Annotated in this window: 20 protein-coding genes; 15 read left to right on the forward strand and 5 right to left on the reverse strand. The window is 63.6% G+C overall.

Annotated features, from left to right (window positions below; genetic code table 11):
- Positions 1-31: 31 nt before the first annotated feature.
- Positions 32-1810, reverse strand: coding sequence for a glucan ABC transporter ATP-binding protein/ permease (locus tag QA643_RS04210; RefSeq protein ID WP_283031949.1), 1779 nt, complete (start codon positions 1808-1810; stop codon positions 32-34).
- A 236-nt stretch (positions 1811-2046) separates the two neighbouring features.
- Positions 2047-3123: an ABC transporter substrate-binding protein gene (locus tag QA643_RS04215; RefSeq protein ID WP_283031950.1), complete on the reverse strand. Its 1077-nt coding sequence runs from the start codon at positions 3121-3123 to the stop codon at positions 2047-2049.
- A 241-nt stretch (positions 3124-3364) separates the two neighbouring features.
- Here QA643_RS04215 and QA643_RS04220 point away from each other — a divergent pair, with 241 nt between their 5' ends.
- The 7 genes from QA643_RS04220 (at position 3365) to QA643_RS04250 (ending at position 8417) form a co-directional block, all read left to right on the forward strand.
- Positions 3365-3763 carry a hypothetical protein gene (locus QA643_RS04220; protein ID WP_283031951.1) on the forward strand — a complete coding sequence of 133 codons (399 nt, stop codon included), beginning with the start codon at positions 3365-3367 and terminating at the stop codon, positions 3761-3763.
- A gap of 122 nt (positions 3764-3885) precedes the next feature.
- Positions 3886-4344 (forward strand): phosphoribosyl-ATP diphosphatase, encoded by a 459-nt coding sequence (hisE, locus tag QA643_RS04225; protein WP_283031952.1) that lies wholly within the window; start codon positions 3886-3888, stop codon positions 4342-4344.
- A gap of 63 nt (positions 4345-4407) precedes the next feature.
- On the forward strand, positions 4408-4989 hold the full coding sequence (locus QA643_RS04230; RefSeq protein WP_283034709.1) for a YqaA family protein: 582 nt from the start codon (positions 4408-4410) through the stop codon (positions 4987-4989).
- A gap of 40 nt (positions 4990-5029) precedes the next feature.
- Positions 5030-5611 carry a hypothetical protein gene (locus QA643_RS04235; RefSeq protein ID WP_283031953.1) on the forward strand — a complete coding sequence of 194 codons (582 nt, stop codon included), beginning with the start codon at positions 5030-5032 and terminating at the stop codon, positions 5609-5611.
- Positions 5612-5770: 159 nt separating this feature from the next.
- A complete protein-coding gene (locus QA643_RS04240) occupies positions 5771-6739 on the forward strand; it encodes a nitronate monooxygenase family protein (protein ID WP_283031954.1) in 969 nt (322 codons plus the stop codon).
- Between the two features lie 48 nt (positions 6740-6787).
- Positions 6788-7522 carry a 3-oxoacyl-ACP reductase family protein gene (locus QA643_RS04245; protein WP_283031955.1) on the forward strand — a complete coding sequence of 245 codons (735 nt, stop codon included), beginning with the start codon at positions 6788-6790 and terminating at the stop codon, positions 7520-7522.
- Between the two features lie 121 nt (positions 7523-7643).
- Positions 7644-8417 carry a thioesterase family protein gene (locus QA643_RS04250; protein WP_283031956.1) on the forward strand — a complete coding sequence of 258 codons (774 nt, stop codon included), beginning with the start codon at positions 7644-7646 and terminating at the stop codon, positions 8415-8417.
- A gap of 54 nt (positions 8418-8471) precedes the next feature.
- Here QA643_RS04250 and QA643_RS04255 read toward each other — a convergent pair whose 3' ends face one another.
- Together QA643_RS04255 and QA643_RS04260 are read right to left on the reverse strand one after the other, a co-directional pair.
- Positions 8472-10040 (reverse strand): ABC transporter substrate-binding protein, encoded by a 1569-nt coding sequence (locus QA643_RS04255; protein WP_283031957.1) that lies wholly within the window; start codon positions 10038-10040, stop codon positions 8472-8474.
- Between the two features lie 65 nt (positions 10041-10105).
- Positions 10106-10672, reverse strand: a complete 567-nt coding sequence (locus QA643_RS04260; protein WP_283031958.1) for a hypothetical protein — start codon at positions 10670-10672, stop codon at positions 10106-10108.
- A 601-nt stretch (positions 10673-11273) separates the two neighbouring features.
- Between QA643_RS04260 and minC the strand changes: the two genes are divergently transcribed.
- The 3 genes from minC to minE are packed head-to-tail and all read left to right on the forward strand — an operon-like array spanning position 11274 to position 13103.
- The gene (minC, locus tag QA643_RS04265; RefSeq protein WP_283031959.1) at positions 11274-11975 is read left to right on the forward strand and encodes a septum site-determining protein MinC; all 702 of its coding nucleotides are present in this window, start codon (positions 11274-11276) and stop codon (positions 11973-11975) included.
- A 19-nt stretch (positions 11976-11994) separates the two neighbouring features.
- Entirely contained in the window at positions 11995-12810 is an 816-nt protein-coding gene (gene minD / locus QA643_RS04270; protein ID WP_283031960.1) for a septum site-determining protein MinD, read from the forward strand.
- Positions 12807-13103, forward strand: coding sequence for a cell division topological specificity factor MinE (minE, locus tag QA643_RS04275; protein ID WP_283031961.1), 297 nt, complete (start codon positions 12807-12809; stop codon positions 13101-13103). The genes minD and minE overlap by 4 nt, the downstream gene beginning before the upstream one ends.
- A gap of 210 nt (positions 13104-13313) precedes the next feature.
- On the opposite strand, the gene QA643_RS04280 is transcribed toward minE, so the two are convergent.
- On the reverse strand, positions 13314-14876 hold the full coding sequence (locus QA643_RS04280; protein ID WP_283031962.1) for an AMP-binding protein: 1563 nt from the start codon (positions 14874-14876) through the stop codon (positions 13314-13316).
- 100 nt (positions 14877-14976) lie between these two features.
- On the opposite strand from QA643_RS04280, the gene QA643_RS04285 reads away from it, so the two are divergent.
- From QA643_RS04285 to QA643_RS04310, 5 genes are all read left to right on the forward strand, one after another.
- Positions 14977-15957 (forward strand): nitronate monooxygenase, encoded by a 981-nt coding sequence (locus QA643_RS04285; protein ID WP_283031963.1) that lies wholly within the window; start codon positions 14977-14979, stop codon positions 15955-15957.
- A gap of 201 nt (positions 15958-16158) precedes the next feature.
- Positions 16159-18486, forward strand: a complete 2328-nt coding sequence (locus QA643_RS04290) for a mechanosensitive ion channel domain-containing protein (protein ID WP_283031964.1) — start codon at positions 16159-16161, stop codon at positions 18484-18486.
- A 661-nt stretch (positions 18487-19147) separates the two neighbouring features.
- Entirely contained in the window at positions 19148-19375 is a 228-nt protein-coding gene (locus QA643_RS04300; RefSeq protein ID WP_283031966.1) for a hypothetical protein, read from the forward strand.
- Positions 19376-19416: 41 nt separating this feature from the next.
- Positions 19417-19653 (forward strand): hypothetical protein, encoded by a 237-nt coding sequence (locus tag QA643_RS04305; RefSeq protein WP_283031967.1) that lies wholly within the window; start codon positions 19417-19419, stop codon positions 19651-19653.
- A 562-nt stretch (positions 19654-20215) separates the two neighbouring features.
- Positions 20216-21088, forward strand: a complete 873-nt coding sequence (locus QA643_RS04310) for a caspase family protein (RefSeq protein WP_283031968.1) — start codon at positions 20216-20218, stop codon at positions 21086-21088.
- Positions 21089-21149 lie beyond the last annotated feature (61 nt).

A 21149-nucleotide genomic window follows, 5' to 3' on the forward strand; every position in this document is an offset into this window, starting at 1 on the left:
GGTATCTGACTCGCCCCGGCTCCCGGCTGCGTTATTTGACCTCGATCCCGGCGCGTACGCTCTCGTGCACCATGAACTGGGCCTTGGCGAGTTCCGCAAAGCGTCCACCCTTGGCCACCAGTTCATCGAAAGTTCCACTTTCAATCACGCGGCCGTTGTCGAACATCAGGATACGGGTGGCGTTGCGAATGGTCGACAGGCGGTGTGCGATCACGAAGGTGGTGCGGCCCTTCATCACCTCATCGAGCGCGGCGTTGACCTTGGCTTCAGTGACGGCGTCGAGCGCGCTGGTCGCCTCGTCGAGGATCAGGATCGGCGGGTCCTTGAGCAGCGCACGGGCGATCGACAGGCGCTGGCGCTCGCCGCCGGACAGCATGCGGCCGCGTTCGCCGGCGTGGGTCTCGAATTTCTTCTCGCTGCGCTCGATGAAGTCGAGCGCCTGGGCGCGGCTTGCCGCGACGCGCATTTCCTCCTCCGTCGCGTCCGGCTTGCCGACCAGCAGATTGTCTGCAATCGAGCGGTTGAACAGCAGCGCCTCCTGAAACACCACGGCGATGTTCCGCCGCAGCGCCGTCAGCTTCAGCGCGCGGATATCCATGCCGTCGATCTTGATGATGCCGGATTGCGGATCGAAGGCGCGGTGCAACAGCGCAATCGCGGTCGATTTGCCGGCACCGGTCGGGCCGACCAGGGCGATGGTCTGGCCGGGCAGGGCGGTGAAGGTGACATCCTCGACCGCCGGCCGCTTGCCGTCATAGGAAAACGAGACGTCGTGGAATTCGACCAGCCCGGACAGCCGCCCGGTGTCGACCGCGCCGGGGCGATCGCGCACCGCCGGCACGGCGTCCAGCACGTCGAAGAATTCCTGCAGGCGCGGCGCCTCCATGAACACGCTGTTGATGAAGCTCACCACCTGTTCGAGCTTCTGAATCAGCATCGTCGCAAAACTCACGAACATCACGATCTCGCCGACCGTCGTTTCTCCCCGTTGATGCAGGTATATGCCGACGGTGAAGATCGCGAGCACGGTGATGGTGGTGGAGGCGCGCGTAATCACCGTCACCAGCGCCCACCAGCCGAGCACCGGCATCTGCGCGGCGAGCAGCTTGTCGGCGACGAAGCGCAGGCCCTGCACCTCGGCGTCGATCCGCACAAAGCTCTGCACCAGCGCGACATTGCCGAGCGCGTCGGATGCGCGCGCTGACAGGTCGCTGTATTGCGCCTCGACGTCGCTTTGCATGCCGTAGGTCTTGCGGACCACAAACGTAGTTAGCAGCGTGAATACGACACAGAGCACGAAGAGCAGGATTGCCAGCCGCCAGTTGATGTAAAGCGCCAGCGGCAGCAGCACGATCAAGGACAGGATGGCGGCAAAATGCTCGCGGAAGAAGGCGAGCCAGAGCCGCCACAGCGCATCGGTGCCGTTCAGCATCACCTTCATCAGCCGCCCCGAATGGGTGCCGGTGTGGAAGGTTAGCGGCAGCTGCATGATGTGTTCGAAATAGTCGGTCAGCACCGCCTGGCGCTGACGGTGTGCAAGGCGGTCGGCATGGAGGGCGACGAGGGCGCTGCAGGCGATGGTGAACAGGCCGAAGACAACCCAGGCCGCCAGCAGCGGCCAGGCCGAATTGGTGGCCAGCGGCCCGGTTTGCGGCTTGCCCGAGAGCACGTCGACGATCTTGCCGAACAGCACCGGCTCGGCGAATTGCGCGCCGGCCAGCAGCAAGTTGGCTACGGCGAGAATCCAGCCCAGCCGCGCCTCCTTGCCGAGCAGTTCGAGGACGCGGGTGTAAAGGCGAAGCATGGACATGCGGGCAAGGACTCGGAAGCAAGCGGGGCGTGATCAGTGGGACCCATTCTAATCAGGGATCGCGGTGAAGAACCAGAGCGGGTTGAATTTTGTTCCGATCGCCGCGAGACACGCACCGATCTCATCCTGAGGAGCCGCGAAGCGGCGTCTCGAAGGATGGGCCGCGGGCGCCTTTGGGGGCCGCATGGTTCGAGACGGCGCTGCGCGCCTCCTCACCATGAGGAGTTACATTTTACTCAATTGATCAGACGCCCGTTGAGCGGCGGCAAGAACTGGTCGTCGAAAATGTCCGACGTCTGCGGCCGCTTTTGAAACTTGAAATCCTCAGCGACCTGGTCGATCGAGCGTTCGAAGCGCGCCGGATCGATCGCACCGATGCCGTTGCGCCTCACTTCGCTGGTCAGGATGTTGTCGCGCAGGATGGCTTGCAGGCGCTCCAATTCGAGGTCCTTTGAGCCGCCGTCCATGCGGCTTGCTACTTCGGCGGCGGCGCGAGCCGGATCCTTGATCGTCAGGTTTAATCCGCCGATCACCGCGCGCACGAACCCTTTGACCGCCTCGGGCTTGCCGGCCGCCACCGCGGGATTGACGATAACAGCGAACCCGTAGGCCTCGCAGCCATAGTCGGCAAATTTGAGCACCGCCAGATCGTCGGCCGGCACGCCGCGGTCCCGCAGGTTGATCGCCGAGAGATAGGAGAAACCGGTCACGGCGTCGACCTGGCCGGCCGACAACATCGGCTCGCGCACCGCGGCGCTGATGCTGCTCTGCTTCACGTGCTTGATGTTGATGCCGTTCTGTTTGGCCACCGCCGGCCACAGCCGGACGGAGAGGTCGCCCTCGGCGACGCCGAGCGTCTTGCCCTCGATGTCCGTCAGCGCGCGGACACCGCGGCTTTTGCGGGCGATGATGGCGTAAGGCGCCTGATTGAACAGCACGAACACAGCCTTGATCCGCGGCCCGCCCTGCTTGTCCTTGTCGCGAAAGCGCATCAGGGCGTTGAGGTCGACCACGGCAAAGTCGCTGCTGCCGGCCGCGACACGTGCAATGGCGTCCGACGATCCGCTGGCAATGTTGGTCGTGACCGCGAGCGCTTCGGCGCTGAACAGCCCGCCCGTGGCGGCCATCACGAATGGGGCCGCCGCGGCGTCGATCGGGCGATCGAGCGAAAACTGGATTGCAAGCGGAGGCGGGGGATCGTCCGCAGCCAGGACGCCCTTCGCCGTGAAGCCCGCAACCGCGCACAGGCCGGCCATGAAAGCGAGAAGAACGCTCAAACGAGAGCGGATGGCGTTGGTCCTGATCGCACGCATGAGGCTACATCAGCATGAGGTGGGACAAGTTGACGCGCCGGTCACGTCAGCTTGATGACATCAACGACAGCATTTCTCGCCCTTGGGCAGAGGTATTGTGCAGCATCTAACCTGAACGGTCGATGACTGCCACGATTTCGCCAGGGATCGTTCAGCCGCCGTTCGGATTCGGGAACCTAGTATCCGCGACGTGGTTAGCTATCTGAGGCCTGTCGGGCCAGCTTCCACGGAGGATGTGCAGATGTTTGCGCGAAAAGGTGTGTTTTCATCGATTGGCCGGGCCGGCGCGGTGGCGACGGTTGTCGCGGCGTTGACGGCAGTGCAGCCGTCGATGGCTTTTGCCGGCTCCGCGACGTCGGGCAAGGGCATCACGGCCGCGACCAGCGACGCCACCGATATCAGCGCCCGCCGCCGGCACTACCGCGGTGGCGGTGGCGGTGGCGCCGCGGCAGCGGCCGCCTTTGCCGGCATTGTCGGCACGGGCCTCGCGATCGCGGCCACGCAGAACCGCCGCGACTACTATTACGACCACGGTTACGGTTACTATGGTGGTGCGCCGGCCTACTACGGCGACCCGACCCCGTATTACTACCCGCGAAACTGCATCGGATGCGGTCCCTACTACCGCCCTCGCTGGTAAACAGGACTGCTAAAATCAGGATCGTTAAAGATGAATCCACCGGCCGCCTGCCGGTGGATTTTTTTACGGCTGCAGGCCCGGCCGTTAACGCGCTTGTCGCGACTTTGCATTAGGTTACGAGGATGAGTGATTCGCTCGAACGGCTTTATCAGGCTGTCCTCGCGGCCCGGGACCTCGATCCGGCAACGTCGCGCACGGCCCGGCTGTTTCAGCGAGGCCCCTCCAAGATGGCGAAGAAGCTGGCCGAGGAAGCCATCGAAGTCGTGATCGACGCCGTCAACGGCAAGGCCGACGCGGTGGTCCGCGAGAGCGCCGATCTGCTCTACAACCTGACCGTTCTGTGGGCGTCGGCCGGCGTGACGCCGCAGGACGTCTGGCGCGAAATGGAGCGGCGTGAGGACATGCTCGGCATCGCCGAGAAGCTGCCGAAGGCCAAAATGCCGAAGGTCCTCACGAGCAAGGCGTCTGCCAAAGGACTACCGAAGCCGCTGCCCAAGACACTGCCCAAGGCGACAGCGGCGCCGGCGGTTCGGCGGCGAATTGTCGCGCTGGAAGGCCGCTCGGCGCGCAAGCGGCACTAAATCCCGCCAAAATCCTCATTTTTACGGCATGGACAAATCCGCTCCATGATGGTTCATGCCCGCATGCTCAAACGGATTTACGACTGGTGCATCGACGCCGCCGACAAGCCCTATGCGCTTTGGATCATGGCGGCGGTCGCTTTCGCGGAAAGTTCATTCTTCCCGATTCCGCCCGACATCATGCTGCTGCCGATGTCGCTGGCGCGGCCGAAGAAGGCATGGTGGTTTGCCACCGTTTGCACCATCGCGTCCGTCGCCGGCGGCGTGGTCGGATACGCGATCGGCGCGCTGCTCTACGATTCGGTCGGGCATTGGCTGATCACCGTCTACGGCCTCAGTGACAAGGTCGAGACCTTCCGCTCCTCCTATGCCGAATGGGGTGCGGTGATCATCCTGCTGAAGGGGCTGACGCCGATCCCCTACAAGCTCGTGACGATCACCTCTGGCTTTGCCGGTTACAATATCTGGCTGTTCATCCTGTTCTCGATCCTGGCGCGCGGCGGCCGTTTCTTCGTGGTCGCGGTCCTGCTCAACCGCTATGGCGACCTGGTCCGGAGCGAACTGGAAAAGCGCCTCGGCCTATGGGTCGCGATCGGTGCGGTCGTTCTGGTGCTCGGTTTCTACATCGCGTTCAAATTGATCTAGCGCTTGGCCGGCCTCCCGGCTTCAGGCTAGGTTTCGCGTCATGTCCGATCGAATGGGCCGTTTGTTCGAACTAAGCCGGCCGCATCTGGCGACCGCGGGGCTCGTTGCGTCCATGCTGGCGATCTCTTCCGAGGCCGGCTGGCCGCAGGCCGCGCCGCCGCCGACCCTCGGCGTGCAGTCGCCGGCGCAGCAACCGCTACCGCCGCAGCCGGCCCCGCAGCAGACCGAGCCGCCGCCGCGCGAGGAGAATCCGGGCCTGATCAACGAAATCGGAAAGCTGTTCGAGAAATCCAAATCGTTGCTGCCGCCGCTGAAGAGCCCGAGCGAGGCCTTGGAAGAGCTCAACGCGGGTGCCACGAACGGCGGCGGAGGCCTGCCGAACCTCGCCAGGCCTTCGATCATGGTGAGCGGCCGGGCCGCGTGTCTGGTCGCGGCCAATGGCGCGCCCGACTGCAAGGCCGGCGCCGACCGGTTGTGCCAGAGCAAGGGCTACAAGGAGGGCAAGAGCCTCGATACCGATGCGGCCGAGAAATGCTCGCCGAAAGTGTTCCTGCCGGGCTACAAGCGGCAGGCGGGCGACTGCAAGACGGAAAATTACGTGACACGGGCGCTCTGCCAGTAGCGGACGGCCGAACGCCCACACAAATCATGCGCAAACGCATCGCCGCCAGCGCCAAAACGCAATACTTGACACTGGAAAGATTGCCTTGTCGGTTGGTATGACGTCTGGCATATCTTTACGCCATGCCGCTTGCCGCAATAACCAAAGGATAGCCGCTCTATGTCCATGCCCGCGCTGTTCAAGGGCCGCCTGTCGATACCCGTCATCGGGTCGCCGCTGTTCATCATCTCTGTGCCGGACCTCGTGATCGCCCAATGCAAGGCCGGCGTGGTCGGCTCGTTTCCGGCGCTGAATGCGCGCCCCGCCTCGCTGCTCGACGAATGGATCGCACGGATCAAGGAAGAGCTCGCGGCCTGGGACAAGGCCAATCCCGATCGCCTGTCGGCGCCGTTCGCGGTCAACCAGATCGTGCACAAGTCCAACAACCGGCTCGATCATGACCTTGCGGTCTGCGAGAAGCACAAGGTGCCGATGCTGATCACCTCGCTCGGCGCGCGCGAGGATCTCAATCAGGCCTGCCGCAACTGGGGCGGCATCGTCTTCCACGACGTGATCAACCAGAAATTTGCGCACAAGGCGATCGAGAAGGGGGCCGACGGTCTCATCCTGGTGGCGGCTGGCGCCGGCGGTCATGCCGGCGTGATCTCGCCGCTCGCTTTCGTCGAGGAGACGCGCGCCTGGTTCGACGGTCCGATCGCGCTGTCGGGGGCAATCGCCAACGGCCGCGCGATCCGCGCCGCGCGCATTCTCGGCGCCGACTTCGCCTATATCGGTTCCGCTTTTATCGCGACCAAGGAGGCCAACGCGGTCGAAGGCTACAAACAGATGATCACCTCATCGTCGGCCGAAGACATCGTCTATTCGAACCTGTTCACCGGCGTGCATGGCAACTATCTCAAGCCCTCAATCGTCAATGCCGGCCTCAACCCCGACGATCTGCCGACGTCCGATCCCTCCAAGATGAGCTTCGGCACCGACGCCTCCGGCGAGCGCACCAAGCCGAAGGCCTGGAAGGAAATCTGGGGCTCGGGCCAGGGCATCGGCGGCATCGGCAAGGTGATGCCGGCGGCCGAACTGATCGCACGGTTCAAGAAGGAATATGACGAGGCGGTCGACCCCGCATTCTGATGCGTCTTGCGGGATGCGCCCCGTCGTTGATACGACGGAGGATCGATGATGGCGGCACAGGATCTGAGCGCGCATGTCGCGCTGGTGACGGGCGCATCCCGCGGCATTGGCGCAGCGGTTGCGCGGACGTTGGCGGAAGCCGGAGCGGCAGTCGCGGTCAATTACCGCGAGCGCGGCGCCGACGCGGAGGCGATCGTGGCCGAAATCAAGGCCAAGGGCGGCCGCGCCATCGCGGTTGCGGCCGACGTTTCGCAGGCCGCGGCCGTGACCCAGATGGTTGAACAGGTCGTTGCCGCGCTCGGGCCGATCGACATTCTCATCAACAATGCCGGCGTCGCCATCGTGCGCGGCGTCGACGATCTCACCGAAGACGATTTCGACCGCACCATCGCGGTCAACCTGAAATCGGCGTTCCTGTGCACGCAGGCGGTGCTGCCGGCGATGCGGGCGCGCAAATGGGGCCGCATCGTCAATATCTCCTCGGGCGCTGCGCGCGGCGCGGGGGCCATCGGCGTGCACTACAACGCCTCCAAGGCCGGCATGGAAGGGCTGACCCGCGGCTATGCGGCCCGCCTCGTCAAGGAAGGCATCACGGTGAACGCGGTGGCGCCGTCGCTGATCGCGACCGACATGATGGGCGGCCGGACTGATCTGGCGCGCAACATCCCGCTCGGCCGCATGGGCGAGGCCGCGGAAGTGGCACAAGCCGTCATGATGGTGCTCGGCAACGACTACATGACCGGGCAGACCATCGTGCTCAATGGCGGCATGGCGTTCATTTGATGCGCCGTCTCGCTTTCCACCTGCCGCAGATGGCGCGCGGCGTTCGCTCCGCGGCGGGCTCGACTCGGCCTGCTGAAGCAGGCAAGAAGCTCGTCCCTCGATCGACAGGACCCCTCAGCTGATGGATGCCATCTTTCGCGTTGACGGCAATGACGTCGTCACCAGCCCTTTTGCCGCGGGACCATGGCATCAGAGCATGCAGCATGGCTCGCCGCCGGCAGCGCTGGTGGTGTGGGCAGCGGAGCGGATGGCTGCGCCGGTCCCGATGCGCATTGCCCGCGTGACCGTCGATTTGATGCGCCCGGTGCCGGTCGCGCCGCTAACGATCGAGAGCGAAGTCCTGCGCGAGGGGCGCAAGATCCAGCTTTGCGCCGTCAGGCTACTCGCCAAGGGCGTCGTGGTGGTCGCCGCCACCGTTCTCAAGATCAAGATGCAGGCGCAGCAATTGCCGCCCGATGCCGTCATCCCGCCGGTCGATCTCCCCTCGCCGGACCAATCGCGCGTCGAGCCCGCGGATTTCTCCTCCTCGCCATTCGTCACCGGCATGTCGCTGCGCGCTGCCCGCGGCCGGTTCGGCTCGCCGGGTCCCGGCGCGATCTGGTACCGCGTCGACCGGCCGATCGTGGAGGGCACGGCGGTGTCACAGGCGATGCGGGCGATGGCGGCCGCGGATTTCTGCAACGGCACCTCGCCGGTGCTGGATTTCCGCGAATGGACTTTTCTCAACGCCGACCTGACCGTGAATTTCGCGCGCGAGCCGGTCGGCGACTGGATATTGGTCGACGCCGAGTCCTGGATCGGCCGCGACGGCGCAGGGCTCGCGATGGCGCGGCTTGCCGACGTCAGCGGCTATTTCGGCCGCGCCGTTCAGAGCCTGGTTATCGAGAAGCGGTGACTTGCGGAGATCAGACGTGAAGAAGCCGCGATCACAGGGATCGCGGCTCTTCGATCATTCGAGGTCGAGCGCCTGGTAACGCCCGCTTTCGTCGAGCGCCGTGCCCCACACCTTATTCGAGGCCTGATGCTCGGAGCGACCGAAGCTCAGCTGGGTGCCGAGACCGAGGTCGAGATTGCGCATCGTCTCCAAGGTGTCGATCAGCCTCTCAGTGTCGAGCTGAGGTCCAGCCCGCTTGAGGCCCGCGATCAGCACGTTGGCGGCGACATAGCCTTCGAACGAAACGTAGTCGGCCGCTTCGCCGGGGAAATACTTGGCGAGCGCGTTCTTGTATTCCAGCACGGCCGACGAGTAGCCCGACACCGCCGGCACCACCTGCGTCACGATCACGCCGTTGGTGTAGCGCGGCCCCAGCAGCTTCAGTTCTTCGGCGAGCGCCGTGGAGCCGACGAACGAGACGTTCGAGTAGAGCAGGCCGGGATACTGCTCGCGCGTCTTCTCGATGAAGCGTGCCGCGGCCCGATAGGTCGCGACCATGACCACTGCCTTGATCGGCGGCTTCGCGAGCTTCAACTGGTTGATGGCATCGTCGACGTCGACGGTGTTTCGCGCGTAGTTGAGCCGGAGAATGGCGCTGTCATTCACGCCCATGGAGCGGAACGCCTTTGCGACGCCCGCAAATCCTGCATCGCCATACGAATCCTGCTGAGCGAACACGGCGATTTGCCGCGGCTGCAGCCGGCGGATCTTGACGAGGTAGCGCACGACAGCGTCGGTTTCCTGAGCGTAGCTGGCGCGGTAGTTGAAGACATAGCGATCGGGCGGATCGTTGCGCAGGATATTGGCACCGGTGAAGGCCCCGAAGAACAGCATCCGGCGTTCGAGCGCATAGGGGATCGCGACCGCCGCGGTCGGCGTGCCGACATTGCCGACGATGCCGAACACCTGGTCCTTCTCGTAGAGCTGCTTCATGGCCTCCGCAGTGCGTGAGGGCTCGTAGCCGTCGTCGGCGGCAAACAATTTGAGCATTCGTCCGTCGACGCCGCCGGCATCGTTGATGCGGTTGAAGGCGGTCTCGATGCCGAGCTTCATCTGCCTGCCAAGCTCACGTGCGGAGCCGGAGAAGGGCGCTGCGATGCCGAAGCGGATTTCCTTTTCACCGATGCCGCGCGGCAACGGGCCGGTCGGCACGGGAGCTGTCGGCGCGGTCGCGGCCTGTGCCGCTGTTGCCGCAGCGGCAGGCGAGGGGCCGATCACGCTGGAGAGGCTGGGGCCGGAGATCGAGCGCTCGAGATCGGCGAGCTGACGGTCGGCGCGAATGCAGTCGAGCCGGCCCGAGGTGACGGCCGTGCGCCCGTCCGCGACGCTGCGATCGAACACCTGGGTGAGATCAGAACGCTCCGCTTCGTTTGACGAGGCTTCCCTGATCACCTGCGTGAACTTGTCGACGATGTTCTGGATGCGGGGGCGTGCGATGTCGCGGCACGCCTGTGCCGAGCCGATCACGGGTCCAACGCGGCCTGCAAGGTCGCGCACGATGCCGATGTCACCGGCTGCCTGGGCGCTGCCTGCGAGGCCGAGAAGCACGGCCCCGACCAGCAAGGTGATCCGGCGCGAGGTCATGGCAACCTCCATGAAAGCAAGATGGCGGAAAGTCGGTCCCCGGACATTATCATCCTCCATCTGGATCATTGGTTGGCGCGTTGCGGCGCGGCCTGGTCCGGCTTCTCGCGCCACTGCATGAACTGCTGGAGCAGTTGGTTGGATTGCTCGGACTGCGCCGGAGCGCTCGGCGGCGGTGAGGCGAGCAGCGCCTGGAACTCGTTGATCGCAGGCTTTTGCGATGCCTCGGTGGCCAGCGCGCTCTTGATCGACTGCGCGACGCCGGAAAGCGCCGACGGCTGCGGCTGGGCTTGCGCCTGCTCGCCATCGCTCTGCCGGGATCCGGGCACCGCCACCACGAAGAACAGCGCCACCAGCGCCGCGACGCCGATCGCGGCCGCGAAGCGCGCCGCAACGCTCCACAATGCCTTCTTCGACTGCAGGTCGGGTTCGTTCATCACCTCGGGATCGAGCGGATGGCGCAGAGCATTGGAGACCGCGCTCTCAAGCTGGGTGTCGAACGAGGTCGGGGAGAAGGGCGTCTCTGCGGGGCTGCCGCCACGCTGGGAGGCCGAACGCTCGCGCAGCCAGCGCGGCGCGTAGTACAGCGGATCGCGGGGATTGATGTGGTCCTGTTCACTCACACTACTCATACCCTTACTCCTCGTGTCGCTTGTCGGATGATGCGGTGGATCGGTTTGCGGCGAAACGGCTGCGGACGTATCGGACAAGAGTTCGAGCTCACGGAGCAGGTGTTCGGAGGAATTCGCCTCCGTCGACCCGTCGCCATGCTTGTTTGGAAGATTTGAATCAGATCGTGGGGCGCCGTCCTTGTTTTCGACGACACCTGTCTGCGAGATATGCTCTCGCGACGACTCCATCCCCACGGCTTCCACTGCCTATTCCCCTGCCGGCAAAGTCCGTCTGCCCAACGGAATGAGCTGCCAGACCGCACATCTGGCACCGCACATAAAGTTTGTTGGAACTGCGCAGGGACGAATTTAGGTCGGAAACGTGACGAAACTAAGTTGAGGTCTTGTTAACTACAACCGCGCGGCCCCCTGTTTTAAAAGGCTTTAATACGCGTCCGCCTCGATTAGTAGCTGGAATCGGCCATAAATACGCCGGATTTGCCGCTCGTTTCGCGGGATTTCTGCGCGCAATGCGGGTTTTCGCGCGAAATTCCCGTTAATTACTCGTTAACCAAGTTGGTCGATTCTTAACCTTTCAATAAGGAAAGGCGAGTCGAACATCATGGACGTCCGAGCGGATCCCACGCGTCAACTGGTCCGGCTGCGCGGCCGTTCCTATGTCGCGTTCGTGTTCAGCCCCGTCGTACCGATCGTGGATTGGCTCGCCGAAATCGACGCGACGCTGGCACGCTCGCCGGGCTACTTCGTCGGCAAGCCGATCGTGCTCGACCTCTCCGCCGTCGACCTTTCCAGCTCCGCCATCGCCCATCTGCTCGGCAGCCTCGGCGAACGCAACATTCGCGTGCTCGGCATCGAGGGCGTGGACGAAGAACGGCTGATCGAGAACATGCCGCCCCTGCTGACCGGCGGCCGCGCCTGCGTGATCACGCGAACCGAGCCGGCGCAGAAGCCCGAACCGGAAGCCAAGCCGAAGCAAACCTCTCTGCTGCTCGAAAGTCCGGTGCGTTCGGGCCAGTCCATCGTCTTCATGGAAGGCGATGTGACGGTCCTGGGTTCGGTCGGCTCGGGCGCAGAGATCGTCGCCGGCGGGTCGATCCATATCTACGGAACGCTGCGCGGCCGCGCGATGGCGGGCGTCAACGGCAATTCGTCGGCACGGATCTACTGTCAGAAGATCGAGGCCGAGCTGCTGGCCATCGACGGCTATTACCAGACCGCCGAAGAAATCGACGTCTCGCTCCGCAACCGCCCGGCGCAGGCCTGGCTGCAGGGCGAGACCATGAAAATTACCCCGCTGAATTAACCGGCTAAGGAGATTACGTATGGCCAAGGTCCTGGTCGTTACCTCTGGCAAAGGAGGCGTTGGAAAGACTACCTCGACGGCCGCGCTCGGCGCGGCGCTCGCGCAAAGCGGGCAGAGCGTCGTGGTGGTCGATTTCGACGTCGGCTTGCGCAACCTCGACCTTGTGATGGGCGCCGAACGCCGCGTGGTGTTCGACCTCATCAACGTCGTGCAGGGCGTGGCCAAGCTGCCGCAGGCGCTGATCCGCGACAAGCGGCTGGATAATCTCTGGCTGCTGCCGGCCTCGCAGACCCGTGACAAGGACGCACTCACCGACGAGGGCGTCGGCCGCGTCATCGAGGAGCTGAGGTCGCGCTTCGACTGGGTGCTGTGCGACAGTCCGGCCGGCATCGAGCGCGGCGCGACGCTCGCGATGCGCTACGCCGACGAAGCCGTCATCATCACCAATCCCGAGGTTTCCTCGGTGCGCGATTCCGACCGCATCATCGGCATGCTCGATTCCAAGACGGTGAGGGCGGAGCGCGGCGAGCGGGTGGAAAAGCACGTGCTGATCACCCGCTATGATCCGGCGCGCGCCGCGCGCGGCGAGATGCTCAATATCGACGACATCCTCGAAATCCTCGCAACGCCCTTGCTCGGCATCATTCCCGAGAGCCAGGACGTGTTGAAGGCGTCCAACGTCGGCTCACCGGTGACGCTCAATAATGCCGAGAGCGCGCCGGCCCGTGCCTATATCGCAGCGTCGCGCCGCCTCATGGGCGAGCAGGTCCCGATGGTGGTGCCGGCCGAACGCAAGGGCTTCATGGATCGGCTGCTGGGACGGAGGGCTGCATGAGCTTGAAGCTGCTGCGGCTGTTCGGCGGCCGCGAGGCGACCGCCCCGGTTGCGCGGGAGCGGCTGCAGATCCTGCTGGCGCATGAGCGCGGGCTGCTCGGCCAGTCCGATCTCCTGGTCACGCTGCGGGAAGAAATTCTCGCCGTGGTGTCCAAGCACGTGGCGCTCGATCCCGACAAGGTCATGGTCAAGCTGGATCGGGGCAAGACGGTCTCGACGCTCGAGGTCGACATCGAAGTCCCCAACGATTTCGAGAAGGCGAAGCGGGCAGCCGAGCGGCGCATGGCCGGGTGATCGTCAAGGCGACGCGATGTCAGCGCGAACCTCCCGCTCTCGTGTCCCGGATGCTGCGCAACGCGCCGCCTTTTGCGGCGTGGTGCGCTGCTGATCCGGGACCCGTCACACGGCACGTCGCCATTAGTCGCGTCATAGTAGGTCCCGGCTCTGCGGAGCAGCGCTTTCGCGCTGCACCGCGTCCGGGACACGATCGCTTCGCCGGAGCAACTACCCCACCATCCGCTCGCGGCCGCTCCAGAACTCCGCTTTCAGCACCTTCTTGTCGACCTTGCCGACGCCGGTCATCGGCAGTTCGCTGACGAACTTGATCTGTTTCGGCGCATGCGCCGAACCCTTCTTCGCTTTCACCAGATTAATCAGTTCGTCCGCGTTCGGCCTGGCGCCGTCGCGCGGCACGACGACCGCGGTGACGGCTTCGCCCCATTTGTCGTCGGGTACGCCGACCACGGCGACCATGGCAACGTCGGCGTGCTGCGACAGGACGTCCTCGACTTCGCGCGGAAAGATGTTGAAGCCGCCGGAGACGATCATGTCCTTCTTGCGGTCGAGGATGAACATGTAGCCGCGCTCGTCGACGCGCGCGATGTCGCCGGTGTGCAGCCAGCCGTTCTTCAGCGTCTCCGCGGTGGTGTCCGGCCGCTTCCAATACTCGTTCATCACATGGGTGGCGCGCACGCAGATCTCGCCGGCCTCGCCGGTTGCGACTTCCTGGTCGTCACTATCAAGGATTTTTACCTGACATGCGGCGATCGGGAATCCGCATGACAGGAACAGTTCCGGCGCGTTGGGATCATGGTCCGCCTTGCGCAGCACGGAGACCGGATAGCATTCGGTCTGGCCATAGAGCTGCGAGAATACCGGGCCGATTCGCTCGATACCCTCGACCAGCCGGCTCGGCGACATCGCGGAAGCGCCATACAGCAGGAGGTCGAGCGAGGAGAGGTCGGTCTTGTCGAGCGTGGGGTGATCGAGCATGACGTAGATCATCGTCGGCACGAACAGCGTGAAGTTGATCTTCTCGTGCGCGATGGTCTTGAACACCGCCTCGGGATCGAAGCCTTTCAACATGTGCACGGTGCCGCCGCGCATCAGCGTGGGCAGCACCTTGGTCCCTGCGACGTGGCTGATCGGCGCCACCGCCAGATAGCGCGGCGTATCGGGAATTTCAAAATCGGCGAGGATCGCGCTGGCGAAGCCGCCAATGTTGCGGTGATAGCGCAGCGCGCCCTTGGATTTGCCGGTCGTGCCGCCGGTGTAGTTGAGGGTGGCGACATCGTCGGGGCCTGCGAAGTTGCGCGCCGTGGCGCTGCCGGCGGTCTCGATCGCCTGCAATAGATCGGCGCCGTAGCCGGCAGGGCCGAGCGTGAACACGCTCTTCAGCCCCGTGGCTCGCGCGGCGAGTTCACCGCCGCGATCGCGGAACGTCACGCCGTCGACGACCAGCATCTGCGCTTCGGAATCCTCGAGCTGAAACAATTGATCATCCAGCGACCCCAGCGGATGCAGCCAGGTGATGGCGAACCGCGATAGTTGCGCTGCGACCCCGGCGCACCAGGTGTCGGCACGGTTGGCGGTGAGAAAGGCGACAGGGGTACCGGGGGCAAAGCCGAGCTGCATGAAGATGCTTTGGATGCGGCCGATCATGTCGGTCGCGCCGCGATAGGTGATCGATCCACCCGGCCAGGCGAACGCCGTACGTTCGGGGTAGCGCGCCAGCGCCCGCAAGGTCTGCTCGCCCACCGCCGGAAACGCGTACAGCGAATTGCTCATTGTTTTCTCCCGCCCGTTTTGTAATTGGCCTTCGGCCGTGCCAATCTTAATAACCAACGCTAGCACACCAAGCAGGCGGCTCAAGCCGGGAAGAAACGCTTTGCCATCCGTCGATGTTCTCGCGCACTTTCGCGACCGCCTCAGCCTACCGCTGATCGCGGCGCCGATGTTTCTCGTCTCCGGTGTCGAGCTCGTGGTCGCCGCCTGCCGCAACGGTGTGATCGGCTCGTTTCCGACGGTGAATTGCCGTACGACGGAACAACTCGAGCAATGGCTCGGCGAGATCGAGGACCGGCTGCAGCGGCATGCCGATGCCAGCGGCAAGCAGGCCGCGCCGCTCTGCGCCAACCTGATCGTGCACCGCTCCAACGCGCGCCTGCAGCAGGATCTTGCGGTGCTGCTGCGGCATCGGCCCGAACTGGTCATTACCTCGGTCGGCTCGCCGGCGCCGGTGATCGGGCCGCTGCACGATGCCGGCGCGCTGGTGTTCGCCGACGTCGCCTCGATCCGCCATGCCGAACGCGCGATCGCCGCCGGTGCAGACGGGCTGGTGCTGTTGACGGCGGGTGCCGGCGGCCAGACCGGGTGGCTCAATCCTTTCGCCTTCGTGCGTGCGGTTCGTGCCTTCTTCGATGGGCCGCTGGTGCTGGCCGGCGGCATTGCCGACGGCCATGCCCTTCGCGCCGCCGAGGCGCTCGGCTGCGAGCTTGCCTATATGGGCACAAAATTCATCGCGACGCGCGAGAGCATGGCGGATATCAGATACAAGCAGATGCTGGCCGCCAGCAGCGCCGACGACGTCCTGCTGACGTCGGCATTTACGGGGTTGCAGACCAACATGCTGCGTCCCTCGATCGAGCAAGCCGGGCTCGACCCGGATGACCTGCCGACGCGCGGCGCGATCGATATCGGCAAGGATATCGACATCGGCGCGCGGGAGAACAGTCCCAAGCGCTGGAAGGATATTTGGAGCGCAGGCCACTCCGTCTCCGGCGTGACGGAGGTGCTCTCTGCCGATGAAATGATCGCGCGCACCCGTACGGAATATCTGGTGGCCGCTGCGCGCATAAGACTCAGCTGAGTGCGTCGGGCTTCACGCCCCTCATTCATGGCGATTTGCCGGGTTCCCGGCGATCAAGCGCAAATGCCAAGAGAATACCGCTGGAGTGGCAAACTTCCGACACAGGATGGCGGCGAAAACGGGCCTTCCGACATGACGCACGCCCGAAGGTGAAACCGTTCCGGTTTTGCCGGCGGGCGCGTTTTATTCGACGAGGCCTTCGTGTCGCACAAACTGCTCTCCTCGATCCTGCTGGTCTTCATCCTGCACGCAGTCCCGGCTTTTGCCGAGCAAGGCGCTGCGCCGCCAACGCCCGCGGCAGGCAATGCCGAGGCGCTGACGCCCGATCAGGCGAAGCGGGCGCTTGAGACGCTTTCCGACGACAAGAGGCGCGCGCAAGTGATCGACACGCTGCGTGCGATCGCCAATGCCTCGCCGCAAGCGCAAGCCGAGCCGAAATCCGCCGTGCCGCTGACCGCCGACAGCCTCGGCGCGCAGCTCCTGCTGATGGTGTCCGAACAGGTCGGCGAGATTTCGCGCGAGGTCGCCGACCTGGCGCGGACGCTGACGCATTATCGTGCGTTCTATTACTGGTTCCTGCGGACCGCCAACGATCCCTCCGCCTATCAGCAATTGCTCGATATCGCCTGGAAGCTGGCGCTGGTGTTTCTCTGCGCCTTCGCTGCCGAGTGGCTGGTGTTCCGCCTCATCAAGCGACCGGTGGCGCTATTGGAAGCGCGGCTTCCGCAGGCGGCGCAGGCGCCGGTGCAGACATTGGCCTTGGCCGATCCGCCATCGTCCGCGGCCGACGTCGCCGCGGCGCCCGCGCAGCATCGGCGGCTGCTCAGTCTGGCGCGCACCTGGCAATCGCTGGTCAGGTTGCCTTTCGTCCTCGGACGCCTCGTGCTCGAATTGCTCCCGGTGCTCGCATTCATCGGGATCGCGACGATGCTGCTGGGCACCGGGATCGGCGATCTCGCCACCACCCGGCTGGTGATCCTCGCGGTCGTCAACGCCTACGCGCTGTCGCGCGTGCTGATCTGCGTCGTGCGGGCGCTGGCCGGGCCCTTCGGCCTGTTTCGTGTTCGCGCCGAAACCGCCGTCTATGTCGAGATATGGGCGCGGCGCATCGTGACAGTCGCCGTCTCGGGCATCGCCTTCGCCAACGTGGCCTTGTTGCTGGGCCTGCACCGCGCCGGCTATGCCGCCTTGCTGCGCCTTGTGATGCTGGTCGTGCACCTTTTTGTCGTCGTCGTTATCCTGCAATGCCGAAAGCCAATCGCCGACGCCATCCGCGCACCGGCAGGCCGCAACGGTTTCGCAGCCAGGATACGCAACCGTGTCGCCGGCCTCTGGCACCTGCTTGCGATCGCGCTCGATCTCGCATTGTGGGCGGTGTGGGCGTTGAACATCCGCAACGGCTACTCGCTGCTGCTGCAATATTTCGTCGGCACCGTCGCGGTCGTGCTGATCGCGCGCCTCGCCACCATCCTGGTATTGAGCCTGATCGATCGCGGCTTTCGCATCAGCCCGGATCTGTTGCGCCGCTTCCCGGGCCTTGAGGCCCGCGCCAATCGCTATCTGCCGCTGCTACGAAACATCGTCTCGGCCGCGATTGCCTTCATCGGCTTCGTCGCACTCCTCGAGGTCTGGGGCGTCGACGCCATCGTCTGGTTCTATGGCGGGCAGATCGGCAGCCGCTTGCTGTCGGCGGTGGTGACCGTTGGCATCGCGGCGCTGGCGGCGGCGGCGATCTGGGAGATCAGCAACGCGATGCTGGACCGCAAGATCAATGCGTTGTCGCGCGAGGGCCATTACGCGCGCGCGGCCAGGCTGCGCACTTTTCAGCCGATGCTGCGCACGGCGTTGCTATGCGTGATCGTCACCGTCGTGGGCCTAACCGCACTCAGCGAAATCGGCGTCAACGTCGCGCCCTTGCTCGCCGGCGCCGGCATCGTCGGTATTGCTATCGGCTTCGGTTCGCAGAAGCTGGTGCAGGACCTCATCACCGGATTGTTTCTGCTGCTCGAGAACACCGTCCAGGTCGGCGACACCGTCACGCTGTCGGGCCTGTCGGGCGTGGTGGAGAACGTCTCCATCCGCACCCTGCGCCTGCGCGCCGGCGACGGCGCGATACATATCGTGCCGTTCAGCGCGGTGACGACGATCACCAATTCCAGCCGCGGCGCCGGCAACGCCGCCGTCAGCGTCAACGTCTCCTACAAGGAAGACACCGACCGCGCCGGCCAGATCCTCAAGGACATCGTCGCCGAGATGCGCCGCGAGGCGGAGTACCAACACCTGATCCGCGGCGATCTCGAATTGTGGGGCGTCGACAAGGTTGACGGCTCGATGGCCTCGATCGTTGGCCAGATCCGCTGCACCGATGCCGGCCGTTGGCCGGTGCAGCGGGAGTTCAACCGCCGCATGAAGCGGCGATTCCAGGAGTGCGGCGTGGAGATCGCGCCCGGCAGTCAAACCATTCTGATGCAAGTGCCGGCGCCTGCCGAGATCGCTCCGGATGCAATGCCGAGGCGGGCGGCCGGCTAGGCGATGTACCATAAAGCCGTGGATGTCCGCTTCTGGCGGCCAAACGGAAATCTTACGATCAGTTAGAGCATTACCGCTTGTGGACCCAAACCGGAAACGCGCTTGTCAGTGGGCGCATATTTGCAACGGGAAACTAAGAAGATGCGCAATCGGAACGCGGCCCGTCGCCGCGCGAACGCTGCTTGCGCTACCAGACATCTAGCGGGGCGGCTCGTTGCAAAGCGCGCAATCTTTGCTATGCGAAACTTTTTGTTTAGTGACCGTTGTGCAATGCAGTGATGAGTATAGACGCACTGAGAATGACAGAAACTTAATGTTTTGACTCTGGCGCTTTTGAGGCTGGACCATATTTCGTTATCACCGACCGGATATATCGGCAGAACCGTTCGGTACTTGCCTTTCACCAATGATAAGACCGCCGGTCGCACTCAGCGAACCTCGATAGTTAGAGGTAGCGCATGACGAAGCGTCGCCGTTTCAAACAAACAACCTGTCTTAAAGACCGCCTTGCAAACGAGGCGAAGATGTTGCGCAAGCAGGCTCAGAATACTCCGCCGGGATTTGACCGCGATCTCCTGATCCGTAAAGCCCGACGGCCCGAGGCGGCTTCACAAATGGTCGAATGGCTAACGTCGGCTCCCAAGCATAGGACTAAATAGAAATGGCTATTTATCGCTTGTTAGAGAACTCTGCCCTAGGGCTAGGGCCGAAACAGGTTAACCGCATCATTGAGGCGTATGAGCAAACGCTGCATACCCTCTGCGTCAAGGACCGAGACGATCCTCTAACGGAGATGATTGCGACGAAGATTATCAAGATTGCGCAAACTGGTGTCGATGATGCGGCGCAGCTTTCGGCTCAAGCGATCAAAGAACTGGAGATGCGCTAAACAGCGCAGTCAGCGACTGCGTTTTTTGGAGGAGCGTTACAATGGCGGAATATCGTGTCAACCTCATGGGCTCAGACGGCCGTTTCGAGAGCTCCCGCACCTTCGTCTGCGACACGGATGAAAACGCGATTGTGTGGGCAAAGGAGATGGCGGGCGAACGGCCTGCGGAACTTTGGATCGGGTCGCGATTGGTGCAGCACCTCGGCCCAACTGTCCAAGAAGAAGCCGTCAGCCATGAAGTTCATGAAGGTCGCTTGACGCCAAAGGATAAGACATAATGCTGTCAGTCATTTCGACACTAGTCCGCTAATGGCCCAAGCAGAACGGCGCCTAAGCCGTTGTCCTGTCCGCTGATAGAGGCAGACCGGACGCCGGTCCATGCTCGTCTCGACCGCCGCTCGTGGACCCGAAGCGGACATGCGTTCGCCGATACTCTCGCTGCGATCTCCGTAATTCCGGGCGCTTAGAATTCACTTTGGAATTACAAAGTACCGAACGGCAAACAGAATGTTACCGTCGGTGAGCGGTCACCAACTATGAACAGCTGAGAGCCCGTCATTCTGGTACGATTGCTGGATAATTTCGTGAGCCTTGCGTACGAGAAGCATCAAACGGCAGCGTAATAGTTGCTCGTGGCGGTCTCGCATAGTTTGTTTACCAAACGCCACAAATCACCAGAAACCACGTCGCCTAACTCGGGCTCAAGAAGTTTCACGCATGCTCTTCGAAGGGCAGGCGGGGAAGTGGCCTGTTCTTGCGACTGATCGTGATCTTCGTCTGCGGTCATGTCGAAAATGCATTTGAAGGGATGGGAGTTCTCGCAGTTTAGTGGGGGGTGAAATGAAAGTGACGCAGCTCTACTGTGTTCGCCACTTGCCTGCCGTTACTTGCAGTCTTGTCGGCGTGGCATTGCTGGCGATCGGCGCGAACGCAGTGTTGGACCTAAACACCTCGGAAGCTGCAAAGGTGGTGTCTGCCCCGGAAAGAGCACGCGCTCTCCAGCTCGCGCTCATCATCGGCAATGGCAATTATCCTGATGCCGCCGAGCCGCTAAGCCAACCCATCAACGACGCAAGCGGTCTGGCGTATGCAATGCGCCGCCACGGATTCGATGTCGATGTGGTGGAGGACGCCACCAAGGCAGATATGGCTCGCGCGGTCGAGCGGTTAAAATCCAGGATCATTCCCGGATCTGTCGTGATGCTGTTTTTCGGCGGCTATGGGGTGCAGTCCCGCCACGAAACCTACATGATCCCGACCGATGCAGTGATCTGGACGGAAGGTGATGTACGCCACGAGGGTATGTCTGTCGAAACCCTTCTCCACGCAGTTAAGGAGCGGGGCGCTCGCGCCACGTTGGCCGTCATCGACGCCTCGCGACGCAATCCCTATGAACGCCGTTTCCGCTCCTACTCCCACGGGCTTGCGCCAGTCAACGCGCCCGACAATGCGCTCATCATCTCGTCCAATACGCCCGGCAAGGTCGCCGATGACACGAAGGGCGAGCACAGTGTGCTCGTTACTGAGTTGCTCAACGAGCTCAATGCCCCCGTTAGCGCTGAAGGCGTCTTCAACAAGACCCGTGTCGCCGTCTTTCGCGCCTCCAATGGCGCGCAGATGCCGTCGGTATCCTCCTCGCTCTTGGAGGACGTGCACTTCAGTCGCGGCAATGATCCCGATTTGACGACGGCGTCCATCACGCCGACGGAGTAATGACCCGCAGGGGTCAGTCATGGCCACTATTGGCCCGAAGGGGACCGCCGATGACGTCCGC

Source organism: Bradyrhizobium sp. CB3481 (genome assembly GCF_029714305.1).
Lineage (GTDB): Bacteria > Pseudomonadota > Alphaproteobacteria > Rhizobiales > Xanthobacteraceae > Bradyrhizobium.